The sequence below is a fragment of the Streptomyces sp. ISL-96 genome (assembly GCF_018614035.1).
Lineage (GTDB): Bacteria > Actinomycetota > Actinomycetes > Streptomycetales > Streptomycetaceae > Streptomyces.
Window position 1 is genome coordinate 224,493 of sequence record NZ_JAGGPA010000011.1, and the last position, 26,354, is coordinate 250,846.

26 protein-coding genes and 1 pseudogene are annotated in these 26,354 nt (G+C 71.6%); 13 read left to right on the top strand and 14 right to left on the bottom strand.

Going from position 1 to position 26,354, the window contains the following annotated elements; all coding sequences use genetic code 11:
- Positions 1–20 precede the first annotated feature (20 nt).
- Both J7E96_RS38695 and J7E96_RS08210 read left to right on the top strand, forming a co-directional pair.
- A pseudogene (locus J7E96_RS38695) lies at positions 21–140 on the top strand (Lrp/AsnC family transcriptional regulator); the annotation flags it as partial.
- 128 nt (positions 141–268) lie between these two features.
- A complete protein-coding gene (locus J7E96_RS08210; protein WP_215128982.1) occupies positions 269–1,960 on the top strand; it encodes a DUF885 domain-containing protein in 1,692 nt (563 codons plus the stop codon).
- Positions 1,961–2,051: 91 nt separating this feature from the next.
- On the opposite strand, the gene J7E96_RS08215 is transcribed toward J7E96_RS08210, so the two are convergent.
- A complete protein-coding gene (locus tag J7E96_RS08215; RefSeq protein ID WP_215128983.1) occupies positions 2,052–2,906 on the bottom strand; it encodes an SDR family oxidoreductase in 855 nt (284 codons plus the stop codon).
- Positions 2,907–3,006: 100 nt separating this feature from the next.
- Here J7E96_RS08215 and J7E96_RS08220 point away from each other — a divergent pair, with 100 nt between their 5' ends.
- Positions 3,007–3,804 carry an ATP-grasp domain-containing protein gene (locus tag J7E96_RS08220; protein ID WP_215128985.1) on the top strand — a complete coding sequence of 266 codons (798 nt, stop codon included), beginning with the start codon at positions 3,007–3,009 and terminating at the stop codon, positions 3,802–3,804.
- A gap of 12 nt (positions 3,805–3,816) precedes the next feature.
- On the opposite strand, the gene J7E96_RS08225 is transcribed toward J7E96_RS08220, so the two are convergent.
- A complete protein-coding gene (locus J7E96_RS08225; protein ID WP_215128987.1) occupies positions 3,817–4,326 on the bottom strand; it encodes a rhodanese-like domain-containing protein in 510 nt (169 codons plus the stop codon).
- 94 nt (positions 4,327–4,420) lie between these two features.
- On the opposite strand from J7E96_RS08225, the gene J7E96_RS08230 reads away from it, so the two are divergent.
- Positions 4,421–4,867 (top strand): Lrp/AsnC family transcriptional regulator, encoded by a 447-nt coding sequence (locus J7E96_RS08230; protein WP_214978733.1) that lies wholly within the window; start codon positions 4,421–4,423, stop codon positions 4,865–4,867.
- On the opposite strand, the gene J7E96_RS08235 is transcribed toward J7E96_RS08230, so the two are convergent.
- The 4 genes from J7E96_RS08235 to J7E96_RS08250 all read right to left on the bottom strand — a co-directional run bounded on the left by J7E96_RS08235 (position 4,828) and on the right by J7E96_RS08250 (position 10,729).
- A complete protein-coding gene (locus tag J7E96_RS08235; protein WP_215128989.1) occupies positions 4,828–8,196 on the bottom strand; it encodes an AAA family ATPase in 3,369 nt (1,122 codons plus the stop codon). The two genes, J7E96_RS08230 and J7E96_RS08235, sit on opposite strands and share 40 nt — an antisense overlap.
- Positions 8,193–9,362 carry an exonuclease SbcCD subunit D gene (locus tag J7E96_RS08240; RefSeq protein WP_215128991.1) on the bottom strand — a complete coding sequence of 390 codons (1,170 nt, stop codon included), beginning with the start codon at positions 9,360–9,362 and terminating at the stop codon, positions 8,193–8,195. The genes J7E96_RS08235 and J7E96_RS08240 overlap by 4 nt, the downstream gene beginning before the upstream one ends.
- A gap of 155 nt (positions 9,363–9,517) precedes the next feature.
- Entirely contained in the window at positions 9,518–10,144 is a 627-nt protein-coding gene (locus J7E96_RS08245) for a YigZ family protein (protein ID WP_215128993.1), read from the bottom strand.
- 30 nt (positions 10,145–10,174) lie between these two features.
- Positions 10,175–10,729, bottom strand: coding sequence for a DoxX family protein (locus tag J7E96_RS08250; RefSeq protein ID WP_215128995.1), 555 nt, complete (start codon positions 10,727–10,729; stop codon positions 10,175–10,177).
- Between the two features lie 227 nt (positions 10,730–10,956).
- On the opposite strand from J7E96_RS08250, the gene J7E96_RS08255 reads away from it, so the two are divergent.
- Entirely contained in the window at positions 10,957–11,355 is a 399-nt protein-coding gene (locus J7E96_RS08255; protein ID WP_215128997.1) for a CoA-binding protein, read from the top strand.
- Positions 11,356–11,644: 289 nt separating this feature from the next.
- Here J7E96_RS08255 and J7E96_RS08260 read toward each other — a convergent pair whose 3' ends face one another.
- Entirely contained in the window at positions 11,645–12,391 is a 747-nt protein-coding gene (locus J7E96_RS08260; RefSeq protein ID WP_215128999.1) for a DapH/DapD/GlmU-related protein, read from the bottom strand.
- Positions 12,392–12,533: 142 nt separating this feature from the next.
- On the opposite strand from J7E96_RS08260, the gene J7E96_RS08265 reads away from it, so the two are divergent.
- The gene (locus tag J7E96_RS08265) at positions 12,534–13,064 is read left to right on the top strand and encodes a gamma carbonic anhydrase family protein (RefSeq protein WP_215129001.1); all 531 of its coding nucleotides are present in this window, start codon (positions 12,534–12,536) and stop codon (positions 13,062–13,064) included.
- Between the two features lie 31 nt (positions 13,065–13,095).
- On the opposite strand, the gene J7E96_RS08270 is transcribed toward J7E96_RS08265, so the two are convergent.
- Both J7E96_RS08270 and J7E96_RS08275 read right to left on the bottom strand, forming a co-directional pair.
- Positions 13,096–13,797 (bottom strand): DedA family protein, encoded by a 702-nt coding sequence (locus tag J7E96_RS08270; protein WP_215129003.1) that lies wholly within the window; start codon positions 13,795–13,797, stop codon positions 13,096–13,098.
- A gap of 132 nt (positions 13,798–13,929) precedes the next feature.
- Positions 13,930–14,367 (bottom strand): DUF4442 domain-containing protein, encoded by a 438-nt coding sequence (locus J7E96_RS08275; protein WP_215129245.1) that lies wholly within the window; start codon positions 14,365–14,367, stop codon positions 13,930–13,932.
- Positions 14,368–14,476: 109 nt separating this feature from the next.
- Here J7E96_RS08275 and J7E96_RS08280 point away from each other — a divergent pair, with 109 nt between their 5' ends.
- A complete protein-coding gene (locus J7E96_RS08280; protein WP_215129005.1) occupies positions 14,477–15,412 on the top strand; it encodes a hypothetical protein in 936 nt (311 codons plus the stop codon).
- 259 nt (positions 15,413–15,671) lie between these two features.
- Here the strand turns inward: J7E96_RS08280 and J7E96_RS08285 are convergent, their stop codons facing one another.
- Together J7E96_RS08285 and tuf are read right to left on the bottom strand one after the other, a co-directional pair.
- Complete coding sequence (locus tag J7E96_RS08285) at positions 15,672–16,517, bottom strand: spermidine synthase (RefSeq protein ID WP_215129007.1); 846 nt, start codon at positions 16,515–16,517, stop codon at positions 15,672–15,674.
- A gap of 90 nt (positions 16,518–16,607) precedes the next feature.
- Positions 16,608–17,801, bottom strand: a complete 1,194-nt coding sequence (gene tuf, locus J7E96_RS08290) for an elongation factor Tu (RefSeq protein WP_215129009.1) — start codon at positions 17,799–17,801, stop codon at positions 16,608–16,610.
- A 307-nt stretch (positions 17,802–18,108) separates the two neighbouring features.
- On the opposite strand from tuf, the gene J7E96_RS08295 reads away from it, so the two are divergent.
- Both J7E96_RS08295 and J7E96_RS08300 read left to right on the top strand, forming a co-directional pair.
- Complete coding sequence (locus tag J7E96_RS08295) at positions 18,109–18,816, top strand: TVP38/TMEM64 family protein (protein WP_215129011.1); 708 nt, start codon at positions 18,109–18,111, stop codon at positions 18,814–18,816.
- Positions 18,817–18,959: 143 nt separating this feature from the next.
- Positions 18,960–19,835: an undecaprenyl-diphosphate phosphatase gene (locus J7E96_RS08300; RefSeq protein ID WP_215129013.1), complete on the top strand. Its 876-nt coding sequence runs from the start codon at positions 18,960–18,962 to the stop codon at positions 19,833–19,835.
- Between the two features lie 38 nt (positions 19,836–19,873).
- Here J7E96_RS08300 and J7E96_RS08305 read toward each other — a convergent pair whose 3' ends face one another.
- Complete coding sequence (locus tag J7E96_RS08305) at positions 19,874–20,737, bottom strand: pentapeptide repeat-containing protein (protein WP_251069550.1); 864 nt, start codon at positions 20,735–20,737, stop codon at positions 19,874–19,876.
- A gap of 123 nt (positions 20,738–20,860) precedes the next feature.
- On the opposite strand from J7E96_RS08305, the gene J7E96_RS08310 reads away from it, so the two are divergent.
- The 3 genes from J7E96_RS08310 to lnt all read left to right on the top strand — a co-directional run bounded on the left by J7E96_RS08310 (position 20,861) and on the right by lnt (position 23,569).
- A complete protein-coding gene (locus J7E96_RS08310; RefSeq protein ID WP_214978767.1) occupies positions 20,861–21,034 on the top strand; it encodes a hypothetical protein in 174 nt (57 codons plus the stop codon).
- Between the two features lie 311 nt (positions 21,035–21,345).
- Positions 21,346–21,846: a nuclear transport factor 2 family protein gene (locus J7E96_RS08315; protein WP_215129015.1), complete on the top strand. Its 501-nt coding sequence runs from the start codon at positions 21,346–21,348 to the stop codon at positions 21,844–21,846.
- Positions 21,847–21,973: 127 nt separating this feature from the next.
- A complete protein-coding gene (lnt, locus tag J7E96_RS08320) occupies positions 21,974–23,569 on the top strand; it encodes an apolipoprotein N-acyltransferase (RefSeq protein ID WP_215129017.1) in 1,596 nt (531 codons plus the stop codon).
- Here lnt and J7E96_RS08325 read toward each other — a convergent pair.
- Together J7E96_RS08325 and J7E96_RS08330 are read right to left on the bottom strand one after the other, a co-directional pair.
- Positions 23,490–24,398 (bottom strand): Gfo/Idh/MocA family protein, encoded by a 909-nt coding sequence (locus tag J7E96_RS08325; protein ID WP_215129019.1) that lies wholly within the window; start codon positions 24,396–24,398, stop codon positions 23,490–23,492. The two genes, lnt and J7E96_RS08325, sit on opposite strands and share 80 nt — an antisense overlap.
- A 10-nt stretch (positions 24,399–24,408) precedes the next feature.
- On the bottom strand, positions 24,409–25,650 hold the full coding sequence (locus J7E96_RS08330) for an FAD-dependent monooxygenase (protein WP_215129021.1): 1,242 nt from the start codon (positions 25,648–25,650) through the stop codon (positions 24,409–24,411).
- A gap of 77 nt (positions 25,651–25,727) precedes the next feature.
- Here J7E96_RS08330 and J7E96_RS08335 point away from each other — a divergent pair, with 77 nt between their 5' ends.
- Positions 25,728–26,339 carry a TetR/AcrR family transcriptional regulator gene (locus J7E96_RS08335; protein ID WP_215129023.1) on the top strand — a complete coding sequence of 204 codons (612 nt, stop codon included), beginning with the start codon at positions 25,728–25,730 and terminating at the stop codon, positions 26,337–26,339.
- The last annotated feature ends 15 nt before the right edge of the window (positions 26,340–26,354 follow it).

Here is a 26,354-nt window from a genome sequence, read left to right on the forward strand (position 1 = left end):
CGCCGTCGCCGGTGCCGCCCACGCGCCTGCGCCGCTCAGGGATGATTCTCGGCCATCCACTGCGCCTCGCCCCCGCCAAGCTCGGCCGCGGCCTCGGAGCCCTGCTGCTGGTTCAGGTGCACCCGCACCGGCGCGAGCTCAGGACTGCGGACCGCTGCTGCCACCGGCTGCGGGGGCGACGGGGTGGCCGGAACCAAGGCGCCGATGTCAGGCCATTGACCCTGGAACGGTAGTGACGCGGAGGCCTCGCCCGTACGAGGATGTCGGCATGTCAGTCACTTCGAGCAGCCCGCTCGCCCTCCCCCGTCAGGTCGCCGACGCCTACGTCGACGCACTCATCGCCCTCGACCCGATCACCGGCACGTACCTGGGAGTGAAGGAGAGCTCCCGCAGCCTGCCGGACTTCTCACCACAGGGGCAGAAGGCACTCGCCGAGCTGGCCCGCACCACTCTGGCCGAGCTGGACAAGGCACAGGACCTGCCGGGCGCGGACAGTGACGTCGAGCGGCGCTGCGGCCGGCTGCTGCGCGAGCGGCTGACCGCCGAACTCGCCGTACACGAGGCCGACGAGAGCCTGCGGGCCGTCAGCAACATCCACTCCCCCGCGCACAGCATCCGCGGTGTCTTCACCGTGACGCCGACCGAGACCGACGAGGACTGGGCGGCCGTCGCCGAGCGGCTGCGCGCGGTGCCGGACGCCCTTGAGGGCTACCGGGCATCGCTCGCGCTCGGTCTGGAGCGGGGGCTGCTGGGCGGTCCGCGCGCCACGGAGACGTTTACCGGCCAGCTGACCGAGTGGGCGGGAGACGGGCGCGGCTGGTTCGAGGAGTTCGCGGCGGCGGGACCCGATTCGCTGCGCGCCGAGCTGAACGGGGCCGCCCGCGGCGCCACCGGGGCGGTCGCCGCGCTGCGCGACTGGATGCGCGATGTATACGGTCCGGCCGTGAAGGGCGCGCCCGACACCGTGGGCCGCGAGCGGTACGCCCGCTGGTCGCGCTACTTCAACGGCACCGACCTCGATCTGGACGAGGCGTACGCGTACGGCTGGTCCGAATACCACCGCCTGCTCGGCGAGATGAAGACCGAGGCGGAGAAGATCCTGCCGGGCGCGGCCACGCCGTGGGAGGCTCTGGCCTGGCTCGACGAGCACGGTACGCACATCGAAGGCGTCGAGGAGACGCGGGTCTGGCTGCAGGGCCTGATGGACGAGGCGATCGAAGCGCTCGACGGTACGCACTTCGAACTGGCCGAGCGGGTACGGAAGGTGGAGTCCCGCATCGCGCCCCCCGGCAGCGCGGCCGCGCCGTACTACACCACCCCTTCCGAGGACTTCTCGCGTCCGGGCATCACCTGGCTGCCGACGATGGGCGAGACCAGCTTCCCGGTGTACGACCTGACGTCGACCTGGTACCACGAGGGCGTTCCGGGGCACCACTTGCAGCTCGCGCAGTGGGTTCACGTCGCGGACCGGCTGTCCCGCTACCAGGCGTCGGTCGGCATGGTCAGCGCCAACGCCGAGGGCTGGGCGCTCTACGCGGAGCGGCTGATGGACGAGCTGGGCTTCCTCGGTGACGCGGAGCGCAGGATCGGCTACCTGGACGCGCAGATGATGCGCTCGACGCGGATCATCGTGGACATCGGCATGCACCTGGAGCTGGAGATTCCGGCGGATTCCCCCTTCCACCCGGGCGAGCGCTGGACCCCGGAGCTCGCGCACGAGTTCTTCGGGATGCACAGCGGACGTCCCGCCGACTTCGTGGAGAGCGAGCTGACCCGCTATCTGTCCATGCCCGGCCAGGCGATCGGCTACAAGCTGGGCGAACGGGCGTGGCTGCTGGGCCGTGAGAACGCCCGCAAGGCGCACGGCGACGCCTTCGACGCGAAGTCGTGGCACATGGCGGCGCTGTCGCAGGGCTCTCTGGGCCTCGACGACCTGGTGGAAGAGCTGTCGAAGCTCTGACGGCCCGCCTGCGCGGATACGGCGGCCGGGGTCGGTTTTCATGAGCCCGGCCGTCCCCGCCGTGCAGGCCCGTACGCGCTCTACGACGCCCTCACCCGCGCCGGAAGCCACCCTCGGAATCAATGACCTGACCCGTCACCCACTCCGCCTCGTCCGTAGCCAGCCAAGCGATGAGCCGGGCCGGGTCGTCCGGCATGCCCCACCTCCCGGCGGGGAACATCGCGGCGATCGTGTCGTAGTCGTCGCCGGTCAGGTAGTCCGTGTCAACGGGCCCGGGATTGATGGTGTTGACAGTCACTCTCAGATCCGCGAGTGCCGTGGCGAGGGTACGAGTGGCGGAGGCGAGGGCGCCCTTGGCGAGGCCGTACGCGATCTCTTCGGGCATGCCGCCGCCGATGTCCTGGCCGGAGGTCATCATCATGATCCGCCCGCCTGGTGAGCGCGGCGGCAGTGTCGCGCGGAGTCGTGCGTACGCCTGGGCCAGCAGGATCACGGAGCGCGTGTCCACAGCCCAGTGCGCGTCGAGCATGGCCGCGTCGACGGTGTCCAGCGTGCCGTCGGAGCCGCTGAGAGCGTGGTTCGCGACGAGGATGTCGATACGTCCGCCGAGCGCCTCGGCGGCGGTGGCGATCAGCTGGGCGGGCGTCTCGGGATCCGCCAGGTCACCGGGCCCGTGCGCGACGGTGGCACTGGGGTCGGCGAGCGCTTCGCGTACCCCCGCCACGACGGCTTCCACGCCTTCGGGTTCCGCTCCCCAGGGCTGCGCCGCGTCGTGCGGTACGTGGTGGTGGAGGTAGACGCCCGCGCCGTAGGCGGCGAGCCGCCGGGCCACCGCATAGCCGATGCCACCGCGCCGGCTCGCGCCCGTGACGAGGGCGGTGCGGCCGCGCAGGGGCAGTGGGTCGCGGCGGAGTTCGGCCGGGGAAGGGCCTGGAATCTTGGGCATGGCCCACCATCCTGGTGGTTTCGGGGTACTGCTGTCACCCGGTTTCCGGGGGTGCGAAAACCGCTACCACCATGTCCACCGGATGCGGGAGCCTCACCCCATGCCCACTCCCCTACGCACCCTCGCCCTGTCCCCGCGCGTCACCGCGACCGGTAACGCGCTCGCGGCCGCCGGCCGCCGGCGCGGTCTGGGGTGCGAGACGCTGCGCGAGTGGCGCGCACCGGACCGGCCGCACGGCATCACCTCGCTGTACGCCGGGCCACTCTTCGCCGACGCCGTCTCCGGCGGTCTCGGGCTCGGTCTGCTGGAGCCGCCGGTGGACTGGCTCGCGAAGCTGCCGTACGAACTCACCCATCGGCAGATCGAGTTCACCACGGTCGCCAGGGCCCGCTCACTACGCCGCCCCGCCTTCGTCAAGCCACCGAACGACAAGAGCTTCCCCGCTCGCGTCTACCCGGACGGCAGCGGGCTGCCGGGCCCCGACGCGGTGGACGACGACACTCCGGTGCTGGTCAGCGACATCGTCGCGTTCAGCGCCGAGTACCGGCTGTTCGTACTGGACGGCGAGGTCGTGACCGGCAGCCGCTACGCGGTGCGGGGCGGCCTCGACGTCGTACCGCTGGAGGAGGACGCGCTCCACGCGCAGGTGCTGGACTTCGCGTCGCTGCTCCGCGCGCCCGGCGTTCCGCCGCTGCCGAGTGCGGTCGTCGTGGACGTCGGTACGGTCGACGGGCGGTGGGCCGTGGTGGAGGCCAACGCGGCCTGGGCGAGCGGGCATTACGCGTGCGACAGCGACGCCGCGCTGGATGTGGTGCTGCGGGCGGCGCGTCCGGTGGTCGAGGTCGGGCGGCAAGACGTGCGGTCCCTGCGGCCGCCTGTACACCGAGTCGTACGGTGAACCGGCCGGCCGTCAGCAGCCGCAGTTGTCCGAGTCGACGGGCGCGGTGAGCGGGTCGGCGTCGCGCCGCTCGCGGCCCTCCCAGGTCTCGACCTCGAAGCCCTCGCGGATCCAGTACTCGATGCCGCCGAGCATCTCCTTGACCTGGTAGCCGAGTTCGGCCAGGGCGAGGGCGGCGCGGGTGCCGCCGTTGCAACCGGGTCCCCAGCAGTACGTGACGACCGGCACGGACTTGTCCAGCAGCTTCTCCGCCTGCGTCGGGATCATCGCCGTGGGGAGGTGCAGGGCGCCGGGAATGTGGCCCTGGTCCCAGGACTCCGCGGAGCGCGAGTCGATCACGAGGAAGCCGGGGTCTTCGCCCGACGCGAGGACCGAGGCGACGTCGGACACGTCGGCGTGGAAGGCGAGGCTGGCAGCGAAGTACGCGGCGGCCGCGGCGGGGGCGGCCGGCGGGACGCGCAGAACGGCGTTGGCAGCGGGGGCCTGGGCCGCGGCGGGGGCGGCGGTCTGTGTCGTCGTCATGGCTAAAAATCTACGACGAGTGATCATCGAGCTGAAGTGAGATCCCCCGGCTCTTCTCTTGATCTGCCGGTGGATTCCCTGTTGTCTCGGGGACATGACCGGATATTCACCGGACGCCACCGACTGGCGCATCCTGGAAGCCCTGCAACGCGAAGGCCGGGCGACGTTCGCCGAGCTGGCGCGCACCGTGTCCATGTCACCGAGCGCCGTGACGGAGCGCGTGCGGCGGCTCGAAGAGGCAGGGGTGATCTCGGGCTATACGGCCGTCGTTGAGCAGGAGCAGCTGGGGATGCCCATTCTGGCGTTCGTACGGCTGCGCTATCCGCACGGCAACTACAAGCCGTTCCACGACCTGCTGGAAGTGACGACCGAGGTGCTCGAAGCCCATCACGTCACGGGCGACGACTGCTTCGTCATGAAGGTCGCCGCCCGTTCGATGAAGCACCTGGAGGAGGTCTCGGGCCGGTTCGGCACGCTCGGCTCGGTCACCACCAGCGTCGTCTACTCCTCGCCGCTGCCACGGCGCGCGCTCAGCCGCTGACCGAAGGCCGTACGGTGGCGGACCACTGAGCCGTGCCGGTCCTTGACGACCTCCAGCTGGGTGGTGACGCGGCGCCGCAGGTCGGCCACGTGGCTGACGATGCCGACGCTGCGGTCCCGTTCGCGCAGGGAGTCCAGTACGTCGAGGACCTCGTCCAGGGTCTGGTCGTCGAGGCTGCCGAAGCCCTCGTCGATGAAGAGCGTGTCGAGCCGTACGCCGCCGGCCTCGTCGGTGACCACGTCGGCGAGGCCCAGCGCGAGGGCGAGCGAGGCGAAGAACGTCTCGCCCCCGGAGAGGGTCGCCGTATCGCGCTCGATGCCCGTCCAGGCGTCGACGACGTGCAGGCCGAGTCCCGAACGGCCGCGGCCGCCGGCCCGTGCGTCGGAGTGGACGAGGGTGTAGCGGCCGGACGACATGAGCTGGAGGCGGGCGGTGGCGGCTGCCGCGACCTGCTCCAGGCGGGCCGCGAGGACGTACGACTCCAGCCGCATCTTGCGTTCGTTGTCGGCGGAGGTGCCGGCGGTGAGGGAGGCGAGGCGTGCCACCCGCTCGTACTCCTCGCGCAGAGGGCCGAGGAGTCGCGTCTCCTCGGCGGCCTGCTGCGAGAGTGCGGTGAGCGCGGCGCGGCACTCGCGGGCGGCGTCGAGTGCGGACGCTGCTTCGATCAGTCCGCGCTCGGCGGCGTCGAACTCCGCCTGGGCCTGCCGCGGCGCTGCCTGCGGCCGGTCGGCGGCCGCGGCGGTCTCGGGTTCCGCCAACCGGTCGGCGACGGCGGCCTGTTCACGCTGCCAGTCGTCGATGCGGTGCTGGAGGTCGCGCTGCTCCGCGTCCCCGAGCAGCGCCTGGGCGGCGGCGCCCGGAGTGTCGAACCCGGCCTTGAACGCGGCGTCGGCGAGCCGGTCGTCGGCCTCCTTGAGGCGCTGGGCGGTGGCTTCGACCGCTCGTACGGCTTCCGCGGCTTCACCGAGCGTCCGGACGCGGCGCTCCAGCAGGGCAGCATGCGCGGCGACGGTGCGTTCTTCACCGCGGCCGAGGGCCACTTCGGCTTCGCGGTCGGCCAGTTCGCGGTCGAGCGCTTCGCGCTGCGAGGTACGGGCGGCCGCCCGACGCTCGGCCTGCTGCCGCGCTTCGACGCGTCGCGCGTACTCGCGCTCGGCACGGTCCAGCGCCTCGCGGGCGGCGTGCAGGCCGGCGGCGGTGGCGTGCGCCTCGGCGTGCTGCCGCCGCAATTCCTCAACGAGGGCGGAGAGCTCGCTGACGCTCACGTCACGGGGGCGGCCCGCCGTACCTGCCGTGGCCCGGGCGGAGGCCGGAGAACCGTTGCCGGACTCGCCCGGAGGCGCCGGCTCGGCCGCCGATCGCGCGTACTGGGCCGGGATCCCGGCGCCGGCCTCCCCATCCCCGCCCGCTCCGCCTGCTCCCGCTTCCCCGTGGGCCGGGGATCCGGCGACCGCACCGGCGTCGCCTCCGGCCGCGCAGCCGGTGGCCTGGGCGGAGCGGGCCGCGGCGGTAACGCCGGTCCGCTCGCGGTCGGCCCGCGACGCGTCCGAGGACGCCGCTTCCAGCGGGCCGCCGCCCACGGCGGAGCCGCCCGCCTCGGCGCGGGCCGCCGCGTGGTCCTCCCGTACCGCTGCCAGCGCGCGCTCCGCCGTACCGCGCGCCGCCTCGGCGCTCGTGTAGGCCTCGTACGCCGCTTCTTCCGCCGTACGGTCCACCTGGTCCGCCGCCGCCCGCGCGGGCGACGGGTGCTCCCGCGAGCCGCAGACCGCGCACTCTTCACCGTCGCGCAGGCCAGCCGCCAGCTCCGCCGCGATGCCCAGCAGCCGGCGTTCCTTCAGGTCCAGCCACGTCTCGTGCGCCGCCACCGCGCTGTCGCGAGCCGTCCGCAGCCGGTCCTCGGCGGCCGTGACCCGCTCGGCGAGTACGTCGCGCCGGCGCGCGGCGTCGAGCCTGCGGCGGGCCGGTTCGAGGCGGCCCGCCAGGTGCTCCGCGCGGGTCACCGCGTCCTGCGCCGCTTCGATGCGTTCCTGGCAGCGACTGCGCGTCGCGTCCCAGCCGGCCAGCCAGTCGGCGGCGTCCCGCAGCAGCTCGTCGTCGGCGTGGGCCTCGCGCTCCAGCTCCGCCCGCTGCCGGACGATCTCCTCGCTGCGGTGCTCCGCCCTGCGTGCGGCTTCCAGGCTGCCGAGGTCCTGGCGGAGCCGGCGTTCCAGCGCGGCGAGCTGCTCGGCCCCGGTTTCGGCGAGGTCCGGGGGCAGTTGGGCTCGCGACCGCTCCCGGGCCTTGGCCGCCGCGCGGTGTTCCCGCTCGGCGTCGTCGCGCACCGACAGAGCGGGCGCTACGCGGTCGGCCCGGCGCGCGCGCTCGTGCCGCTCACGCAGCCGCTCGTACTCCGGGCGCCTCGCCTCCAGCGCGTCGGCGCGTCGGCGGGCGTCCTCGTAACGCTGCTGGAGAGCGGCCAGTTCACGCTCGGCCTCCAGCCCGCGCCGGGCCTCGGCCTGCCGGCTCCCGGCAGCGGCCACGGCCGACTCCGCGATGTCCAGCCGCTCCCGCGCACCGCTGCGCGCGATCGCGGCCCACTCCCGTACGCCCTCGGCAAGCCCTGGCTCGCCGGGCTTCGCGTCCGGCAGCGGCCAGGCCCGTGCGTCCGCGTTGTCGCCCGCCGCCTGCGCCATCCGCTGCGCGACGGCGAGCAGCCGCTCGTCGCCCGCGCGCACCTGCTGCTCCGCCGCACGGCGCAGTTCGGCGAGACGGTCCTCGACCGCGGCGAAGCGGCGCGTGTCGAAGAGCCGGCCGAGGAGCTTGCCGCGCGCCTCCGCGTCGGCGCGCAGGAAGCGCGCGAAGTCGCCCTGGGGCAGCAGCACGACCTGGCAGAACTGCTCCCGGCTCATGCCGACGAGCTGCGTGATCTCCTCGCCGATCTCCTGGTGGGAGCGGCTGAGCGCCTTCCACTCACCGGTTTCGGGTACGTACTCGCGCAGCCAGCTCTGTGCCTTCTCCGTCGTGAAGCCGGTGCCCTTCTTCTTGGGGCGCGGCTGTGCGGGCCGCCGGGTGATCTCAAGACGCCGCCCGCCCACCGTCAGTTCGAGGCGTACCTCGGTCGGCAGATCGTGCGGAGCGTGGTCGCTGCGCAGCGAGGCTCCGGGGCTCTGCCGCGCGCCGGGCACGGCGCCATACAGCGCGTAACAGACGGCGTCCAGGACCGAGGTCTTGCCCGCGCCGGTCGGCCCGTGCAGCAGGAAGATCCCGGCCGCGCTGAGCGCGTCGAAGTCGACTTCCTGGGTGGCTCCGAAGGGCCCGAAGGCCGTGATGTGCAGCGAGTGCAGTCTCACCGGGCGACCTCGCGCCCGGTGTCGTCGACGCGTACGTCGTCGAAGGCTCCGAAGAGCACTGTGCGCTCCCGCTCGTCCGGGCCGCTGCCGCCGCGCACATGGGCCACGAAGTCCTCCGCGATCTGCTGGTCGTCGCGCCCCTTGAGGCGCTGGGCGTACGACGCGAGGGGGTCCTCGGGGGCCCGCTCGGGTTCGAAGACGAGGCTGATGGTGTGCGGGAAGCGCGCGCAGAGCCGCGCCATGGGTTCCGTGGGGCGTACGGGATCGGTGAGTGTCGCCTCGATCCAGGAGTCCTCGTGGCGTTCCAGAGAAGGGTCCTCGATCAGCTCCTCCAGGCGCCCGCGGATCCGGGCGACCCGCCTCGGTACGGGGCAGTCGAGCCGCTCCTGTGCCTCGATCTCCCCGCCGGGGCCGAGGTCGATCAGCCACATCGTCTTTCGGTGGTCCGCTTCCGAGAAGGAGTACGCGAGCGGGGAGCCCGAGTACCGCACTCGTGCGGTGATGGCCTGGGAGCCGTGGAGGTGGCCGAGGGCGACGTAGTCGACGCCGTCGAAGACTCCGGCGGGTACGGAGGCCACGCCGCCGATCGTGATGTCGCGCTCGCTGTCGCTCGGTTCGCCGCCCGTGACGAAGGCGTGCGCGAGAACGACCGACCGAGTGTTCGCGGGGCGCGCCGCGAGGTCTGCTCGTACGCGCTCCATCGCCGCTCCGACGACCGCCTCGTGCCCCACCTTGGACACCTTGAATTCGTCGCGCACCAAGGCGGGCTCCAGATACGGAAGCCCGTAGAAGGCGACGTCCCCGTGCGCGTCGCGAAGTACGACGGGTGTCGCACAACCGGCAGGGTCGGTACGCAGGTGGATCCCGGCCCGGTCGATGAGCCCGGCGCCGACGCCCAGCCTGCGGGCCGAGTCGTGGTTGCCGGAGATCATGACCGTCGGCACGCCGGCGGCGGCGAGCTGGTGCAGGGCCCGGTCGAAGAGCTCGACGGCGGCCAGCGGTGGCACCGCTCTGTCGTACACGTCACCCGCGACCAGTACGGCTTCCACGTCGCGCTCGCGGACCGTGGTCACCAGGTGGTCGAGGAACGCGGCCTGGGCGTCGAGCAGGCTGACCCGGTGGAACGACCGCCCCAGATGCCAGTCCGACGTGTGCAGAATCCTCAAGAGACGGCCCCGACCTGCATTTTTACTTCCTCCGCCCCCTGAGCCCGCACCGAATCAGCGCGGACCTGACTGTCAGCACCGACCACGTTAGCGCCGCTCAGCACCTCGCCCACCACGGACCTCAGTTTTGGCCGAACCGGGGGCCCGGCGCCGGCTCAGGCGTCGCCGTACGCCTCGCCGCCGAGATCGAACCCGGCGGTGCCCGCCGTGGCGTCGGCGAGCCAGGCGCGGAAGGGCTCGATGTCCGCCTCCGGCAGCCCGACCTCGATCGCGACCGCCTCGGCGTACCGGACGTCGCGCACGGCCCGCCCGGTCGCCCGCAGGTCGTTCTCCAGCTTTCCGGCCCGCTGGTGGTCGACGGTGACGGTGGCGAGCCGGAAGCGCTGTCTGGTGATCGTGCCGACCGCGTCCAGGGCTTCGCCGACCACTCCCCCGTACGCCCTGATCAGCCCGCCCGCACCCAGTTTCACGCCGCCGTAGTAGCGGGTGACGACGGCGACGGTGTACCGGACCTCGCGGCGCAGCAGCATCTGAAGCATCGGTACGCCCGCCGTGCCGCCCGGCTCACCGTCGTCGCTCGCCTTCTGCACGGAGGCGTCGGCTCCGATGACGTACGCGAAGCAGTTGTGCGACGCCGTCGGGTGCTCCTTGCGGACGCGTGCGACGAACTCCTGCGCCTCGCGTTCGGTGGCGGCGGGCGCGAGCGCGCAGAGGAAGCGCGACCTGTTGATCTCGGCTTCGTGCACGCCCGCGCGGGCGACGGTCCGGTACTGCTCCTGCATTCGGCCCACCCTATGCGCAGGCCGCAGGGGTTACTTCCGGAGCAGCAGGATGACGGCCGCGACCACCAGGCCGACCACCACGGCGGCGACGCCGTAGGCGAGGCGGTGGGCGCGCAGGCCGGGCAGGAAGCGGTCGACGGCGTACCGGCCGGGACCGGTCAGGGTGAGCGCCACCGCGGCCGCCGTGAGGAGCACTTCGTACTCCACGCCCTCGGGGGCGAAGAAGCCGCCGCCCCACTTCACCGCGAGCACGTTGACCATGGTCCCCACTACGGCCGCGCCCGCCAGCGGGGTGAGCAGGCCGAACGCGAGCCCGAGGCCGCCGAAGGTCTCGGTGAGGCCGGCCACGGCTGCCATCGCCTCGCCGGCCGGGTAGCCGCTCGCGGTGAAGAACTGACCGGTTCCTTCGAGCCCGCCGCCGCCGAACCAGCCGAAGAGCTTCTGTGCACCGTGGACCGCCATGGTCAGGCCGAGGGCGAGACGGAGCACGAGGAGGCCCGCGTCGTAGCCGTGGAGGGAGGGGGTGCGCCTGTCGGCGGTGCTGTTGATGACGGGTACGCCGAGGGTGTTGGTGGGGGGAGTCATGTGAGGGGCTCTCTCCTTGGTTGTCGGTCGTGTGACTGCGCTGCGCTTGGGGGCGTGATACTTGAAACTTCAAGTCACACGTCGCGACGATACACATCAGTACAACCTTGAACAACAACGCACCCGTGAACAGCCGGCGCGCGTTCCGGGGAATGCCCGTACGCCGCCGTCCGTTAGTCGCATGCAGCGGTCACATGCGGTGACCTTTCGACGTCAGGAGGCAGGGCGTGCACGGCGACCCGGCAACGATCCGCAAGATCCTCACGCAGTCCGGCGACACGTGGGCGGTGGTGGGCCTGTCCAACAACCGGTCGCGAGCGGCGTACGGCGTCGCCGAGGTGCTCCAGCGCCACGGCAAGCGCGTCGTGCCGGTACACCCCAAGGCCGAGACGGTCCACGGCGAGCAGGGGTACGCGTCGCTGGCCGACATCCCGTTCCCCGTCGATGTCGTGGACGTTTTCGTCAACAGCGACCTTGCGGGCGGCGTCGCGGACGAGGCGGCGGCGATCGGCGCGAAGGCGGTGTGGTTCCAGCTCGGCGTGATCGACGAGGCGGCGTACGAGCGCACGCGCGCCGCAGGGCTGGACATGGTCATGGACCGCTGCCCGGCGATTGAACTCAGGTGAACCGGGGCCCGGACATCACAGTCCCCGGTAGTCCGTCTCAATACCCCATGGGTTCCAGCCGTCGCCGAAAGCCCTGGGATAGAGCGGATCTGCCGGGGGCCTGGCCAGAGCCAACAAGTGAGTCACGCGGGTCGGCGAACGTCTCCGCCGACGGTGCGGCTCACTCTGGTTTTCTGGTGTATTAAGAATTTTCCTCCCAATTCACCACAAGTCAAGGGCCCGGCATGTCCGGATTCACCGGATTCACCGGGTGGGTACGGCGGCTGCTCACGCCGGGTGACCCACGGGCTCACTCGGCGGTTTCGGTCTCCAGGTCGGCCAGTGCCAGCAGTTGCTCCGGGGTGACGCCCTCGGGGATCGGTACGGGCGCGGGCGTCCGCAGCGGCGGCTGCCAGCCCTTCGCCGCGTCCCAGCTACGCACGACCCGGGCGGGCGCGCCGGCCACCACCGCGCGGTCGGGCACCTCGCCCCGTACCACCGCGCCCGCCGCGACGACGACGTTACGGCCGAGACGGGCGCCCGGGAGGATCACGGCACCGGTGCCGATCCAGCAGCCGGGGCCGATCTCCACCGGGTCCATGCGGGGCCACTGCTTGCCCACGGGGACGTCCGGATCGTCGTAACTGTGGTTCGTGGACGTGACGTACACGAACGGGCCGAAGTAGCAGTCGTCCCCGATGGTCACCGTCGTATCGGCGATGACGTGACTGCCGCGGCCGAGGACCACACCGTTGCCGAGCCGCAGGATCGGGTCGGGGCCGAGGTCAAGGCCGGGCATCATGCCGGCGGTCAGCGTGACCTGTTCACCGATGATGCAGTGGTCGCCGAGATGGATCCACTCCTCGCCGAACACGGTGCCCTGCGGGAAGGCGAGCTTCGTTCCGGTGCCGATCGAACCGAAGCGCAGCCGCCCCGGACGCTCCGCGCTGACCGCTCCGGCCTGCTGCACCCAGCTCCATCCACCGTGCACGGCGGCGGTCACCAGGCGGCGACGCCAGGCGGACAAGGATGAGAACGTGTTTCTGTTCTTCGGCACCCGCACACGGTAGTCGTCGGAAGGGGGGCCTCTCTGAACGGCCTCCTGTGATGTTCGCCCCACCCGGCATCCTGGGGACGAAAGGCGTCGCTTACGGTTCCCCTGGCGCGACCGACCCGCAAGAAGCACCAAGGAGCACGCGATGGCAGAGCAGGCTTTGATCACCGGCGTGGGCGGCAAGGAGCCGAGGATCGACGCGTCGGCCTTCGCCGCGCCGACGTCCGTCGTGATCGGGGACGTCACGCTGGGCGCGGGCGCCAGCGTCTGGTACCACACCGTACTGCGCGCCGACTGCGGACCGATCGTCCTCGGCGCCGACAGCAACATCCAGGACAACTGCACCGTTCATGTGGACCCGGGCTTCCCCGTGACGGTCGGCGACCGCGTCTCCGTCGGGCACAACGCCGTACTGCACGGCTGCACGGTGGAGGACGACGTACTGGTCGGCATGGGCGCCACGGTGCTCAACGGCGCGCACATCGGCGCCGGCTCGCTGATCGCGGCGCAGGCGCTCGTGCCGCAGGGGATGCGCGTGCCCCCGGGCTCGCTGGTCGCGGGCGTACCCGCCAAGGTGAAGCGGGAGCTGACGGACGAGGAGCGCGAGGGCATCAAGCTGAACGCCGCGATGTACCTGGAGCTGGCCAAGGGCCACCGCGAGGCGCACGCGGACTAGCCCACTGGCGGACCGGCCGCGGCGGGCGGCGTCATTCGGCAGCCGCCGGGACCTTCTCCGGAGTGGCGGCCTCCGACCGCTCTGCGGCTGCGGACTGCTCTGCGGCTGCCGACTGCGCCGCTGCCTGAGCGGCGGCCTTCTTCGCGCGGTTCTTGAGCACGAGCATCGAAGTCAGGCCGAACAGCACGGCGACGACCAGTCCCAGCCAGGAGAAGCGCTTGAGCCACGCCTCGGCGACCACACCCACCGAGTAGATGACGGCCGTGGTGCCGCCCGCCCACAGGATTCCGCCGAAGACATTGGCGATGAGGAACTTCCAGTACGGCATCCGCAGTACGCCCGCGAGCGGCCCCGCGAAGATCCGCAGCAGTGCGACGAAGCGGCCGAAGAAGACCGCCCACATGCCCCACTTCTCGAACGAACGCTCCGCCATGGCGATGTTGGATTCGCTGAAGTGCTTGGGGAACTTGCGGCCCAGTTTCGCCAGCAGCGGCCTGCCGCCCCTGCGCCCGATCGCGTAACCGATCGAGTCACCGATGATGGCGCCCGCCGTGGCGCATGCGCCGAGGACGTACGGGTTGATGTCGCCGTGCTGCGAGGCGAGCAGGGCCGAGCTGACGAGGACGATCTCGCCCGGCAGCGGAATGCCCAGACTCTCCAGCCCGATGACGATCCCCACCAGGAGGTAAATGCTGACCGCCGGGATGGTCTCGAGCCACTCCGTGATGTGCAACGCCGGTTCCTGTCGTCGTGGAAGGTGCGGCTGACCGCCGTGCGCCCCCGTGGCACACGGCGGGCAGCCTACCCGTACCTCGCCATGCCGTGACGGCGTCCGGGAGGTCGCACCCGTCACACGGGGTGAAGGTCAGCTGTTGGGACGCAGCGTCCAGACAACCGTCATTTCGCCCGTCACGGCGCCGTCCTCGCGCTGGATGGAGATCTCGACCGGGAACTCGGGGCGCTGTCCGGCGTCGAGCTCCGCGACCACGTCCGCCACCGGGCGGCCGAGCGTCGCGGTCGCGGTGACCACGCCCATGGCGAGCTTCTTGTAGCCGATCTCCGCCCTGACGGCGAGCGGCACGGCCCGCGAAAGCTGGTCGCCGAAGGCGGCGATCACAATGGCGCCGCTCGCCGACTCGGCGAGGGTGAACATGGCGCCGGCGTGCGGACCGCCCACGTGGTTGTGGTAGTCGGCCCGGTCCGGCAGACGGACCACGGCGCGTTCCGCGGTGGTCTCCAGGAACTCCAGGTTGAGGGTACGGGCCATGGGAACCGTGGCGACGAGCATGTCGCCCACTGACATCTGATCTGCGCTCATGAGGCGCGAGGTTACCCGCGAGTAGGCAAGCTTGGCCATCCCCTCGGGGGCCGGACGTATCGACTGCTGTCGTTCACCTCTATCGTTACTGGCCATGTGGCCAGGACAGCAGCCGCCCGGGGGCGAGCAGAACCCGCAGGACGCGCACCAGAACCCGTACCAGCAGCCTGGTTACCAACAGTCGGGGTACCAGCAGGCCGGGTATCAGCCGAATCCTTACCAGCAGCCGGCCGCGCCGCAGTACGCGCCGCCGATGCCGCCGGGCGGCAACGGGAAGAAGACCACCGTCATCGCGATCGTCGCCGCCACCGCCGTCGTCGTGGCGGCCGTGATCACCGGGGTGGTGGTCCTGGGAAAGAACGATGAGGGCGGCTCCACGAAGGCAGGCGACAAAGAGACATCGTCGCCGCCCTCCGACACACCCGAGGAGCCCTCCGCCCCCGCCGAGAACCCGCGCGGCGGCTCGGTCGAGGGGGCCGAGCCGACGATTCCCGGCTGGAAGGTCGTGACCAACCCGAAGTACGCCACGCGCTTCGACGTACCGCCGGAGTGGGAGGTCAAGTCGCCCGGTCAGAGCATCAGCTTCACGGACGACAAGGACAAGCCCCTCATCTCGGTCTCGGCACCGGCGTACTTCAAGAGCGGATGGTGCGGCACGAACGCCGTGCTCGGGGCCGCCGGGACCCGCGGCGCGAACGGGGCGAGCACGACCGGCCCCGAGGCCGAGAACGTGGCCGGGGCATGGGTCTTCGCCGGTTACGACCAGGAGGAGACCGGCACGTTCAAGATCTCCAAGGCCACGCCCTTCACCTCCAGGTCCGGGCTCAAGGGCAGCGTTTCCGTAGCCACCGTCACGGGCGTCAAGAAGAAGACCAAGTGCGACACCGACGGCAAGTCGATCGCCTTCGCCTTCAAGAACGCCAACGGCGACTTCGCCGTCTGGAGCCTGTTCACCTCGAAGGGCGTCAAGGACGAGCTGCCGGACGCGACCATCAAGCAGATCCTCGGCACCGTCCGGCTGGCCGACTGACCGCGCACCCCCACTTCCCTCTGACCCAGGCCGAATCTGCCCTGTTCCCGCTCATAGGCGGCGCGATAGCCGACCGGCTGACGCGGCACCGCGTGATGGTCTCCGCCAACGCCCTCAACTGCGTCTCCCAGGAATGACGGCGCTTCACCAGGAGATGGTCCTCGTCACGGCCGCGGTGCTGTTCGTCCCCGACGTACGGAATCTGACGCGCCGTACGCATGAAGTGGAAGTGACGGAGACGGAGGCCGCCTTGGCCGTGTCAGCCGATGCTGAAGGCCCCGCCGGGCGGCTCGGGTGACTCCACCGCGTCCGCGTCCCGTACGGCCGTCGCGCCACCGGTGAAGCGCGCCAGCGCGGGGCCGCTCTCCACGCGCGCGGGGAACACGTCGGCCGCGGTCCTGCGGGCGAGGGCCGCCGTGGCGATGGGAGCGTGCGAGGCGATCAGCACCGCGTTGCCGAAGCGGCGCCCGCGCAGCACTCCCGGTTCGGCGATCAGGGCGACTTCTCCGAAGACGGCCGCGAAGGTGGCCACTTGGGAGCGGAGGAACGCGAAAGGCGCGCCGTCCGCGAGGTTGGCGGCGTAGATCCCGCCGGGGCGCAGGACGCGTTCGGCCAGGCGCGCGTACTCGACGGACGTGAGATGCGCGGGCACCCGGGAACCGCCGAAGACGTCGGCGACGATGACGTCGGCGGACGCGGCGGAGGCGTTTGTGAGCCACTCGCGCGCGTCGGCGCCATGCACCCGTACACCGGACCCCTCGGGCAGCGGCAGGTGCTCGGCGACCAGTGCCAGCAGGCCCCGGTCGGCCTCCACGACGTCCTGACGCGAGCCCGGCCTGGTGGCGGCCGTGTAGCGGGGCAGCGAGAGGCCGCCGCCGCCGAGATGCAGGACGCCGAGGGGTACGCCCTCCTCTGCGGCGCAGTCGACGACATGGGCCAGCCGTCGCGCGTACTCGAACTCCAAGTGGGCCGGGTCCTCCAGGTCGACGTACGACTGGGGCGCACCGTCGACCGTCAGCAGCCAGGCCCGCGGCCGGTCCACGTCGGGCATCAGCTTGGCGGTGCCCCAGTCCACGTCCCGGATCACGGGTATCGGCTCGTCCACCCCACCATTGTGCGCCGCGGGCCACCCCGCCCAGACCCCGGCCTTTGAGGACCGAGGCCTGGGCGGAGCGCCGGCGGGGAAGGACGCGCCTCAGGCAACCAGGCCCGTCACCGTGCCCGCGCCCACCGTGCGTCCGCCTTCCCGGATCGCGAAGCCGAGGCCCGTCTCCAGCGGCACCTCGCGGCCCAGCTCGACGGTCACCGTGACCGTCTCGCCGGGGCGTGCGACAGCCCTTTCGCCGAGGTCGATGTCGCCGACGACGTCCGCGGTACGGATGTAGAACTGCGGCCGGTAGCCACTCGTGACAGGCGTCGTACGCCCGCCCTCGCGCGCCGACAGGACGTACACCTGCGCGGTGAAGCGCCTGGTGGGCATGACGCTGCCGGGCGCGGCCACCACATGCCCGCGGCGCACCGCGTCGCGCGGCACACCGCGCAGCAGCAGCGCGACGTTGTCCCCCGCCTCGGCGGACTCCATCGGCTTCCCGAAGGTCTCCAGACCGGTCACGACCGTTTCGGCCTCCGCGCCCAGCACCTCCACCCGGTCACCGACGCTGATCGTGCCGCGCTCGACGGCGCCGGTGACGACCGTGCCGCGCCCGGTGATCGTCAGCACGTTCTCGACGGGCATGAGGAACGGCGCGTCCGTGTAGCGCTCCGGGATCGGCACGTACGTGTCCACCGCGTCCAGCAGCGCCTCGATCGCCGCCGTCCACCGCGGGTCGCCCTCCAGCGCCCTGAGCCCGGACACCCGTACGACGGGCACGGCGTCGCCGCCGTAGCCGTGCGCGGAGAGCAGGTCGCGCACCTCGAGCTCGACGAGGTCGGTCAGCACAGCGTCCTCGCCATCGGCGATGGCGTCGGCCTTGTTGAGGGCCACGACGATGTGGTCGACGCCGACCTGGCGGGCGAGCAGGACGTGCTCGGCGGTCTGCGGCATGATCCCGTCGAGCGCGGAGACGACGAGGATCGCCCCGTCGAGCTGCGCGGCTCCGGTGACCATGTTCTTCACGTAGTCGGCGTGGCCGGGCATGTCGACATGCGCGTAGTGCCGGGTGTCGGTCTCGTACTCGACGTGCGCGATGTTGATGGTGATGCCGCGCTGCGCCTCCTCGGGAGCCCGGTCGATCCGGTCGAACGAAACGTAAGAAGTGCTGCTGCCGGTCCCGCGCTCGCTCAGGACCTTGGTGATGGCGGCGGTCAGGGTGGTCTTGCCGTGGTCGACGTGGCCCATGGTGCCGATGTTCAGGTGCGGCTTGGTGCGTACGTATGCCGTCTTGGGCATGGTGATCTTCCCTCGGAAGGTCGAAGCGTGATGGGGACCCCTGGGCCTTGCCGACCCTCCCCCTGTGGGGTCCGCCGGACGATCCGGGAAGGGTCAGCGTCGGGCGCCGCCGAAGGGCGCTGCGGCAGCCTTCGGCGCGGCCGCGACTGCGGTCCGCGCTGCGAGGAAGGCGTGCCTGAACATGCGTTGATCCTCGCCGACGGACACCCCCGCGTCGAACGATTTACCCGCGACACGTCGACCGCGCGACCGCCTCGTGCGGTGCGCGTTACGGCGATCACATACGCTTGTCGGTTAGTCTCCCCGGATGCTCGACACCGCCGCCCCGCCCGCGCCCGCCGGGTTCACCGTCCGCTGCACCAGGACGCTGCTCTCCCCGTGGTCGCGGCTGTCGCTGCTGGTGTTGATGCTCGCGGCGGCGGTGACGACGGTGCTGGTCTTCGAGCCGCAGCGGCTGCTGAGCGCGGGCTGGCCGCCGCAGTTGAGCGGCGCGGCGGCCTTGGTGCTCTTCGGTGTCGCGTACGGACTGTGCACGGCGGCGTTCGTACCGCGCCCGATCCTCAACCTGGCCGCCGGCGCCCTCTTCGGCTCCCAGGCGGGGCTCGTGGCCGCCGTCGCGGGAACGGTCGTCGGCGCGGGAATCTCCTTCGGCCTCGGGCGGACGCTGGGCCAGGGCGCACTGCGTCCGCTGCTGCGGGGGCGGGCACTGCTCGCGGCGGACGGTCAGCTGAGCCGGCACGGTTTCCGCACGATGCTCGCCATCCGGCTGTTCCCGGGCGTGCCGTTCGCCGCCGCCAACTACTGCGCCGCTGTTTCCCGCATGGGGTGGCTTCCGTTCCTCCTGGCCACGGCGATCGGTTCGGTCCCCAATACGGCGGCGTACGTCATCGCGGGAAGCAGCGCCTCGTCCCCCACGTCGCCCGCTTTCCTGATCGCGATGGGCTTCATCGCGCTGTCGGGTCTCACCGCGGCGGTGGTCGCCTGGCGCAAGCGCCACCGCCTGCGCGGCGAGTAGGCGCTCTCCGCCTGATCGGGTACGCAGTCGGGGGTTCCCGCAGCGCCGACATCTTCGGGCGATACGCTGCGCACCAACTGACCTTGACTGCACCTGCACGCTGCACGCCGCTGCACAAATACATCCGGGACGGCATTAGCCCCATGAGTTGGTTCGAATCATTCATCCTCGGACTCGTCCAGGGGCTCACCGAGTTTCTGCCGATCTCGTCGAGCGCCCATCTGCGGCTCACGGCGGCCTTCGCCGGCTGGCACGACCCGGGAGCCGCCTTCACCGCGATCACCCAGATCGGCACCGAGGCGGCCGTCCTCATCTACTTCCGCAAGGACATCGCCCGGATCGTCTCCGCGTGGTGCAAGTCCCTCGTCGACAAGTCGATGCGCGGCGACCACGACGCCCAGATGGGCTGGCTGGTCATCGTCGGTTCCATCCCCATCGGCGTACTCGGCGTCACCTTCAAGGACCAGATCGAGGGCCCGTTCCGCGACCTGCGGCTGATCGCCACCACCCTGATCGTCATGGGCATCGTCCTCGGTATCGCCGACCGCCTCGCGGCCCGCGACGAGGCCGGCGGCAAGCACCGCGCGATCCGGGAGCGCAAGACGCTGAAGGAACTCGGCGTGCGGGACGGCCTGATCTTCGGAGTCTGCCAGGCCATGGCCCTGATCCCGGGCGTCTCGCGCTCCGGCGCGACGATCAGCGGCGGGCTGCTGATGGGCTACACCCGCGAGGCCGCGGCGCGCTATTCCTTCCTGCTCGCCATCCCCGCGGTGCTGGCGTCGGGCGTCTTCGAGCTCAAGGACGCGAGCGAGGGCGGCCATGTGTCGTGGGGGCCGACGATCTTTGCGACGATCATCGCCTTTATTGTCGGCTATGCCGTTATCGCGTGGTTCATGAAGTTCATTACGACCAAGAGCTTCATGCCGTTCGTGATCTACCGGATCATCCTCGGCATCGCACTGTTCATCCTGGTCGGTACGGACACGCTGAGCCCGCACGCGGGCGAGTCGGCGGGCTGATCACGGGGCTGGACGGGGCCGAACGGGGCTGAGAAAGCTCACCAGTGCGAAGGGCGCGTCAGCGCGGGCGGGAGCCTGGTGCCGGCGTCGCCCTTCGCCGCGTTCAGCTGCGACTGTGTGAGGAAGAAGCTCCCCGTGAGGTCGGCCCCCGAGAGATCGGCGTCGCGGAAGTCCGCCCCTATCAGGTCGGCAACCCTCAGGTCGGCGCCCCTGAGGTCGGCGCCGATGAGGTAGGCGCCTCTCAGATTGACGCCGTGGAGGTCAGCACCCTTGAGGTTGGCGCCGATGAGGTCGGCGCCCCTGCGGTCCTTCTTCTTGCCGCCCTTCTTGCCCTTGGCCCCCTTCGTGACACCGGCTCGCGCGAGTTCGCTCGTACGCAGAAGGAGCACGTTGACGTCCTGCCGGTGTGCTGCCACATCCAGGGCCAGGAGCTCGTCCGGACTGCCCTGCGCCAGGCGCTCGATCTCGGTCAGCGCGCCGCGCAGGTCACCGTGCAGGGCGTGGGCCGCTTCGAGCTCCAGCGCCTCGGTCAGGTACCAGAGCAGCTCATGGAGCTGCCGTACGACCGGGAGCAGCGCGAACATCTGCTGCGCGGTGTCGGGGGCCTGGCGCCAGTCCTGCCCGGCGTACGTGACCCGGGAGATCTGCTGCCCCGCGCCGAAGCAGTCGTACACCGTGCAGCCCTGGAAGCCCTGAGGCCTCAGGCGCTGGTGAATACCGCAGCGGAAGTCCGCCTGGAGGTTGGGGCAGGGCTGCCCGGCGTCCTTGTCCATCGCGAAGTCGGAGGAAGCCGTGAAAGCCAGTGCGACACAACACAGTCCGAAGCAGTTCGCACAGTCGCCTCGCAGGTCGAGGCTGCCTCGGCCGGGGTCGGATTCCGCATGAACGCGCTGCTCGGACAAGGTGTGTGATCTCCTGATGCGTGTCCGGGCACCGCCGCTCGGCGCCCGGTGATCAACCTTAATGCGAGGAAAGCCACTGCCGTTCTGGTGCTCACTGTCAGTGCCTGGACGTAGTCTTATCTCATGTACCGCTCTCCCCCGCCGGTTGGCTCCGTGCGGCCCCTGACCGAGGCGAATGAGGCAATTCGCGCTCTGGTCGAGTCGCGCGCGGACGAGGCATGGCCTGCGGACGAGTACGAAGTCCTGCTCCTGCGTTGGGCCGCGGCCGTGCGCGGCGAGGTAGCCGAAGCGGCCTAGCCACCCGCGGGCCTCTACTCGGCCGTCGTACCGCGCCCCGCCCGGAGCTCACGAGCACCGCCCTCACCAGCACCCTGAGGTCACACAGCGTGACCGCGCATGCTTGCACGACCAGACGCGCGAGCAGCTGAAGCTGCCGCACGTACGGAGCAGGCTCTTCGGCCTGGTGACCCCAGCCGCCGAAGGACCTCGCGAACGTCCCCCTCCTGACACCCCTCGCAACACCACCACGGAGTCTTCGCCCGACCTCGCCATCCCTCGTGGCGTGCGCGGCTCTTGGCTCAGGACGCTCGCTGCCGGAGACTGAGCCAATGACGCAGCGTGTAGAGCTCGCGACCGTGATGGACCGACTGGCCATCGACGCAGTGATCACCGGGTACGCGGTGGCCGTGGACGACGCCAACTGGCTCGAATACCGCGCCCTGTTCACCCCTGACGGCCGGGCCGACTACCGCACGGCGGGCGGCATCGAGGGACCGGCCGCCGAAGTCGCGGGGTGGCTGATGGAGACGATGCGGCTCTTTCCCGTACGCCAGCACCTCATCGTCAACCGGCGTCTGCGGCTGGAGGATCTCAACGGCGACACCGGGGACCGGGCGGAGCTCCAGGCCGATTACGTGAACCCCATGCGGCTGGAAACCGTGCCCGCCGGCAGCAAGGACGACGGCTCCGGGCCGTCGCCGGAGCCCAACTTCATGTCCGGCGGACGCTACGCGTTCAGCCTCCTGCGCACGGAGAGCGGCTGGCGGCTGCGTTCGGTGGTCGTACGGGAGAAGTGGCGGCGTACGACGGGAGCGCTCGACCCCCGCTGACGCGCGGGGCACACGGGGCGCGCGGGACGGGCTCCACTGTCCGCGATCGGCGCGCTCCCCCACACTGGGGGCAGGGACTGTTCCGGGACTCCTCACGGAGCTGAGCGGCAGGACGAGGAGGCGCCGCATGCGGATTCGGGCCCGCCGGTGGGAATGGCCGTCGTCGCCCTGGTGGCGCGGCGCCGTCGCGGTGGCGCTCTGCGCGCTGCCCGCGCTCGCCTTTCCCGCCCCCTCCCTCTGGTGGTTCGCGTACGTCGCCCTCGTGCCGTGGATGCTGCTCATCCGCTCCGCGCCGACGGGCCGGCGGGCGGCTCTGGACGGCTGGCTCGGCGGCACCGGGTTCATGATCGCCGCGCATCACTGGCTGATGCCGAGCCTGCATGTGTTCATCGTGGTGCTGGCCGCGCTGCTCGCGCTGCTGTGGCTTCCCTGGGGCTGGCTGGTCCGCTCGATGCTGGGCGGGACACCGTCGGCCCGTCGCGCGACGGCCGCGCTCGTCGTCGTCCCCTCCGGCTGGCTGATGGCCGAGCTGGTCAGATCCTGGGAGGGGCTGGGCGGCCCGTGGGGGCTGCTCGGTTCGAGCCAGTGGGAGGTCGCCCCCGCGCTGCGGCTGGCCTCGGTCGGCGGTGTGTGGCTGGTGAGCCTGCTGGTGGTGGCGGTCAACACCGCCGTGGTCGTGCTCCTGACCGTGCCCCCGGCCCGTACACCCGTGGTGGCCGCCCTGACGGCCTGCGCGGTCGCGGCCGGCGCCGTGTGGGCGTGGGCGCCGCGCCCCGAGCAGTCCGGCCGGGTGCGGGTCGCGGTCGTACAGCCCGGTGTGGTCAGCGGCACGGACCGTCCCGAACAGCGCTTCGCGCGCGGCGAGGCGCTGACCCGCGAACTGGCGGGACAGGACCTCGATCTGGTCGTCTGGGGCGAGAGCAGCGTCGGCGCGGACCTGACCGAACGACCCGACCTCGCGGCCAGACTCGCCGCCCTCTCCCGGCTGGTTGACGCCGAAGTGCTGGTCAATGTCGACGCGCGGCGCTCGGACCGCCCCGGCATCTTCAAGAGCTCGGTGCTGGTCGGCCCGCGGGGCGTCACCGGCGAGCGCTACGACAAGATGCGCCTGGTCCCCTTCGGCGAGTACGTCCCGGCGCGTTCCGTGCTCGGCTGGGCGACCTCGGTGGGCAAGGCCGCCACCGAGGACCGCAGGCGCGGCACGAACCCCGTGGTGATGACGCTGCCCGGCGGCGGCGCCACCGGTGGGCTGCGCGTCGGTCCTCTGGTGTGCTTCGAGTCGGCGTTCCCCGACATGAGCAGGGAACTGACCCGCGGCGACGCGCAGGTGATCGTCGCCCAGTCGGCCACGTCGACCTTCCAGAACAGCTGGGCCCCCGAGCAGCACGCCTCCCTCGCGGCGCTGCGGGCCGCCGAGACCGGACGCCCGGTGGTGCACGCGACGCTCACCGGCGTCAGCTCGGTGTTCGGCCCCGGCGGCGAGCGCGTCGGCCCACCGCTGGGGACGGACGAGAGCACGTCCGCGGTGTACGACATCCCGCTGGCCGAGGGCACGACGGCGTACGTCGGCGCAGGTGACTGGGCCGTCCACGGCGCGCTCGCCGTACTGGTTCTGCTGGGCGCGGCCGGGGGCGTACGGACTCTCAGACGGCCTGCTGCTCCTCGGCCGCCCGGACCACCCGCTCGCACAGCTCGTGCGTCAGCAGCGCGTCCTGGGCGCTGAGCAGCTTTCCGGCCCGTACGGCGTCGAGGAACGAATCCACGGCCTGCTCGATGCCGCGCTGGTGCGCCACCGGCACCCAGTCACCGCGACGGCGCACGGTCGGCTGCCCCTTGTGGTCGATGACCTCGGCGAGGTTGACGACCTGGCGCTTGGCGTTCTGGCCGGAGACTTCGAGGATCTCCTCGGTGGAGCCGTTCATCCGGTTCATGGTGCCGATCGCGGTGAACCCGTCGCCGGAGAGCTGGAGGACGACGTGGTGGATCAGGCCCCCGACGACCTTGGCCCGTACGTCGATGTGGTCGACGGTGCCGGGGACCAGGAAGCGCAGGGTGTCGACGACGTGGATGAAGTCGTCGAGGACGAGGCTGCGCGGGTCCTCGGGCAGGCCGACGCGGTTCTTCTGCATGATGATCAGGTCGCGCGGGTGCTCGGCGCACTGCGCGTACCCGGGGGCGAGACGGCGGTTGAAGCCGACGGCGAGGCTGACGCCGCGCTCGTCCGCGAGCCGCACGAGCCGCTCGGACTCGGCGAGTTCGTACGCGAGCGGCTTGTCGACGTACGTCGGTACGCCCGCTTCCAGCAGCCGGGTCACGATCTCCGGGTGCACGGCGGTGGGCGCGTGCACGAAGGCCGCGTCCAGGCCCTGGGCGAGCAGCGCGTCGAGGCTCGTGTGGCACTGCGCACCGGGGATGCGGTAGGTCGCGGCGACCCGCGCGAGGGTGGCGGGCGTGCGGGTCTGCAGGTGCGGTTCGATGCCCGGCCGGGTGGTCAGTACGGGCAGATATGCCTTCTGCGCGATGTCGCCGAGCCCGATGACGCCGACCTTCACAGGGGCCTCCCTAACGCTGTACCTGGTGATCCCGGACCTGGTGGTCCCGTGCCCCGGCAGCATACGTGCGCTGCGGGGGCAGCCAGTTCGCGATGCCGTCGAAGGCGCGCAGGGCCAGGCCGGGACCGAAGCCCGCGAGGACCATGAGGGTGTCGCGCAGGGCGACGGCCGGGGCGCTGCGGACCGACATCAGCTTGGTGATCTGCGCGGACTTGCGCACGATGCCGGTGGTGCGCGGCAGCCGGTCGGCGGAGTACGCCGCGAGACCCGTCCCGAGCTCGTTCGCGTCCGGGAGGTGGTGGGCCAGCACGATGCCGTCCTCGATGGCCTGGTTGCCGCCCTGGCCCATGGTGGGCGCCATGGCGTGCGCGGCGTCGCCGAGCAGTGCGGTCCTGCCGCGGTGGAAGGCGGGGAGCGGGGTGATCATGTGGTGGACGTCGTGCCGCAAAACCTTGTCGGGGTCGGCCGCGTCGAGGATCGCGGGTACGGGGTGGTGCCAGTCACCGAACCTGCGCAGGAGTTCGGCCTTCTCGCCGTCGGCCGAGCGGCCTCCGGCGGGGGCCACGGCGGCGGCGTACGCGTAGACCCGGCCGTCCTTCATCGGCTGGCTGCCCCAGAGGGCGCCGCGGCCCCAGGTCTCGTGGGGCTCGAAGGGGGCGACGGGGGCCGGCACGACAACGCGCCACGTGGTGATTCCGGCGTAGCGCGGGCCGGGGTGTCCGGGGAAGAGGGCGCGGCGCGTCGCGGAGTTGATGCCGTCGGCGCCGATGACGAGGTCGGCTTCGATGTCCCCGTCGGGGGTGCTGACGACGGCGAGCCTGCCGCCCGCTACGCCGGGATCGGTCAGTGTCGCTGGGCATCCGGTGCGTACCGCGCCGTCGGGCAGCCGGGCGGCGAGGCGGTCGATGAGGGTGGCGCGGTGGACGAGGACGAGGGGACCGCCGAAGCGCTCGGTGGCGGCGGAGCTGTTCGTACGGGCGAGCCAGCGGCCGCCGGGGGCGCGCACGCCGCCGTCGCCCTGCCAGGCGGCCAGCTCGCGGATCTCCTCGCCGAGGCCGATGACGTCGAGGGCGTGGTGCCCGTTGGGCGCGAGCGCGATCCCGGCGCCGACGGCTTCCACGGCTGCCGCGCGCTCCAGGACGGTGACCTGCCAGCCGCGCTGGTGGAGGGCGACGGCGGCGGTGAGCCCGCCGATTCCGCTTCCCACGACGACGGCGCGGTGCTGGGAACTGCTCGAACCGCTGATGGCCATGACGACTCCTCGGCAACTACACCTGTAGTGACTCGATGAGTGTACTACAGGTGTAGTTGGCGCGATAGGTTGTTCCCATGACCTCACGCACCGCCACGGGTCGCTCCCGCCCCGAGCTCATCACCGACGCCGCCCTGGCCCTGCTCGTGGAGCGCGGCATGCGGGGGCTCACCCACCGGGCGGTGGACGAACGTGCCGGGCTGCCGCAGGGCTCCACCTCCAACTACGCCCGCACCCGCCAGGCGCTGCTGGAGGCGACGGTGCGTCGGCTGGCCGAGCGCGAGGCCCGGGTGCTCGCCCTGGACGAGATCCCCGCCCCGTCGGACAGCCTCGACGGCATCATCCGTGCTCTCGCGCTCGTCCTCCACCGCCATCTGACGCACCACCGCGAACTGCTCGTGGCCCGCTACGAACTTGGCCTGGAGGCGACGCGCAGGCCCGAGCTTCGTGCGTTCTACGACGCGGCGGGCCGCCACCGGTTCCGCGAGCCGCTCAACGCGTTGATGGCGGCGGCCGGTTCGCGGGAGCCGGAACGGCACGCCCTGTCGCTGGTGGCCTGGTGCGAGGGGCTGATGTTCTCCTGCGCGGCCGGGGCGTACCACTCCGCGGTGCCCAGCGAAGAGGAACTGCGCAAGGGGTTCGGTGAGCTGCTGCGCGGGATGCTCGGCACTCCGGGCGTCGGCACATAAAGGCTGGCGGTGAGT

Excerpts from the sequence above, each read along its gene's own strand:
- J7E96_RS08210 (WP_215128982.1), top strand. The coding sequence starts at position 269 with ATGTCAGTCACTTCGAGCAGCCCGCTCGCCCTCCCCCGTCAGGTCGCC.
- J7E96_RS08215 (WP_215128983.1), bottom strand. The coding sequence starts at position 2,906 with ATGCCCAAGATTCCAGGCCCTTCCCCGGCCGAACTCCGCCGCGACCCA.
- J7E96_RS08220 (WP_215128985.1), top strand. The coding sequence starts at position 3,007 with ATGCCCACTCCCCTACGCACCCTCGCCCTGTCCCCGCGCGTCACCGCG.
- J7E96_RS08225 (WP_215128987.1), bottom strand. The coding sequence starts at position 4,326 with ATGACGACGACACAGACCGCCGCCCCCGCCGCGGCCCAGGCCCCCGCT.
- J7E96_RS08230 (WP_214978733.1), top strand. The coding sequence starts at position 4,421 with ATGACCGGATATTCACCGGACGCCACCGACTGGCGCATCCTGGAAGCC.
- J7E96_RS08245 (WP_215128993.1), bottom strand. The coding sequence starts at position 10,144 with ATGCAGGAGCAGTACCGGACCGTCGCCCGCGCGGGCGTGCACGAAGCC.
- J7E96_RS08250 (WP_215128995.1), bottom strand. The coding sequence starts at position 10,729 with ATGACTCCCCCCACCAACACCCTCGGCGTACCCGTCATCAACAGCACC.
- J7E96_RS08265 (WP_215129001.1), top strand. The coding sequence starts at position 12,534 with ATGGCAGAGCAGGCTTTGATCACCGGCGTGGGCGGCAAGGAGCCGAGG.
- J7E96_RS08275 (WP_215129245.1), bottom strand. The coding sequence starts at position 14,367 with ATGTCAGTGGGCGACATGCTCGTCGCCACGGTTCCCATGGCCCGTACC.
- J7E96_RS08280 (WP_215129005.1), top strand. The coding sequence starts at position 14,477 with ATGTGGCCAGGACAGCAGCCGCCCGGGGGCGAGCAGAACCCGCAGGAC.
- tuf (WP_215129009.1), bottom strand. The coding sequence starts at position 17,801 with ATGCCCAAGACGGCATACGTACGCACCAAGCCGCACCTGAACATCGGC.
- J7E96_RS08295 (WP_215129011.1), top strand. The coding sequence starts at position 18,109 with ATGCTCGACACCGCCGCCCCGCCCGCGCCCGCCGGGTTCACCGTCCGC.
- J7E96_RS08300 (WP_215129013.1), top strand. The coding sequence starts at position 18,960 with ATGAGTTGGTTCGAATCATTCATCCTCGGACTCGTCCAGGGGCTCACC.
- J7E96_RS08310 (WP_214978767.1), top strand. The coding sequence starts at position 20,861 with ATGTACCGCTCTCCCCCGCCGGTTGGCTCCGTGCGGCCCCTGACCGAG.
- J7E96_RS08315 (WP_215129015.1), top strand. The coding sequence starts at position 21,346 with ATGACGCAGCGTGTAGAGCTCGCGACCGTGATGGACCGACTGGCCATC.
- lnt (WP_215129017.1), top strand. The coding sequence starts at position 21,974 with ATGCGGATTCGGGCCCGCCGGTGGGAATGGCCGTCGTCGCCCTGGTGG.
- J7E96_RS08330 (WP_215129021.1), bottom strand. The coding sequence starts at position 25,650 with ATGGCCATCAGCGGTTCGAGCAGTTCCCAGCACCGCGCCGTCGTCGTG.
- J7E96_RS08335 (WP_215129023.1), top strand. The coding sequence starts at position 25,728 with ATGACCTCACGCACCGCCACGGGTCGCTCCCGCCCCGAGCTCATCACC.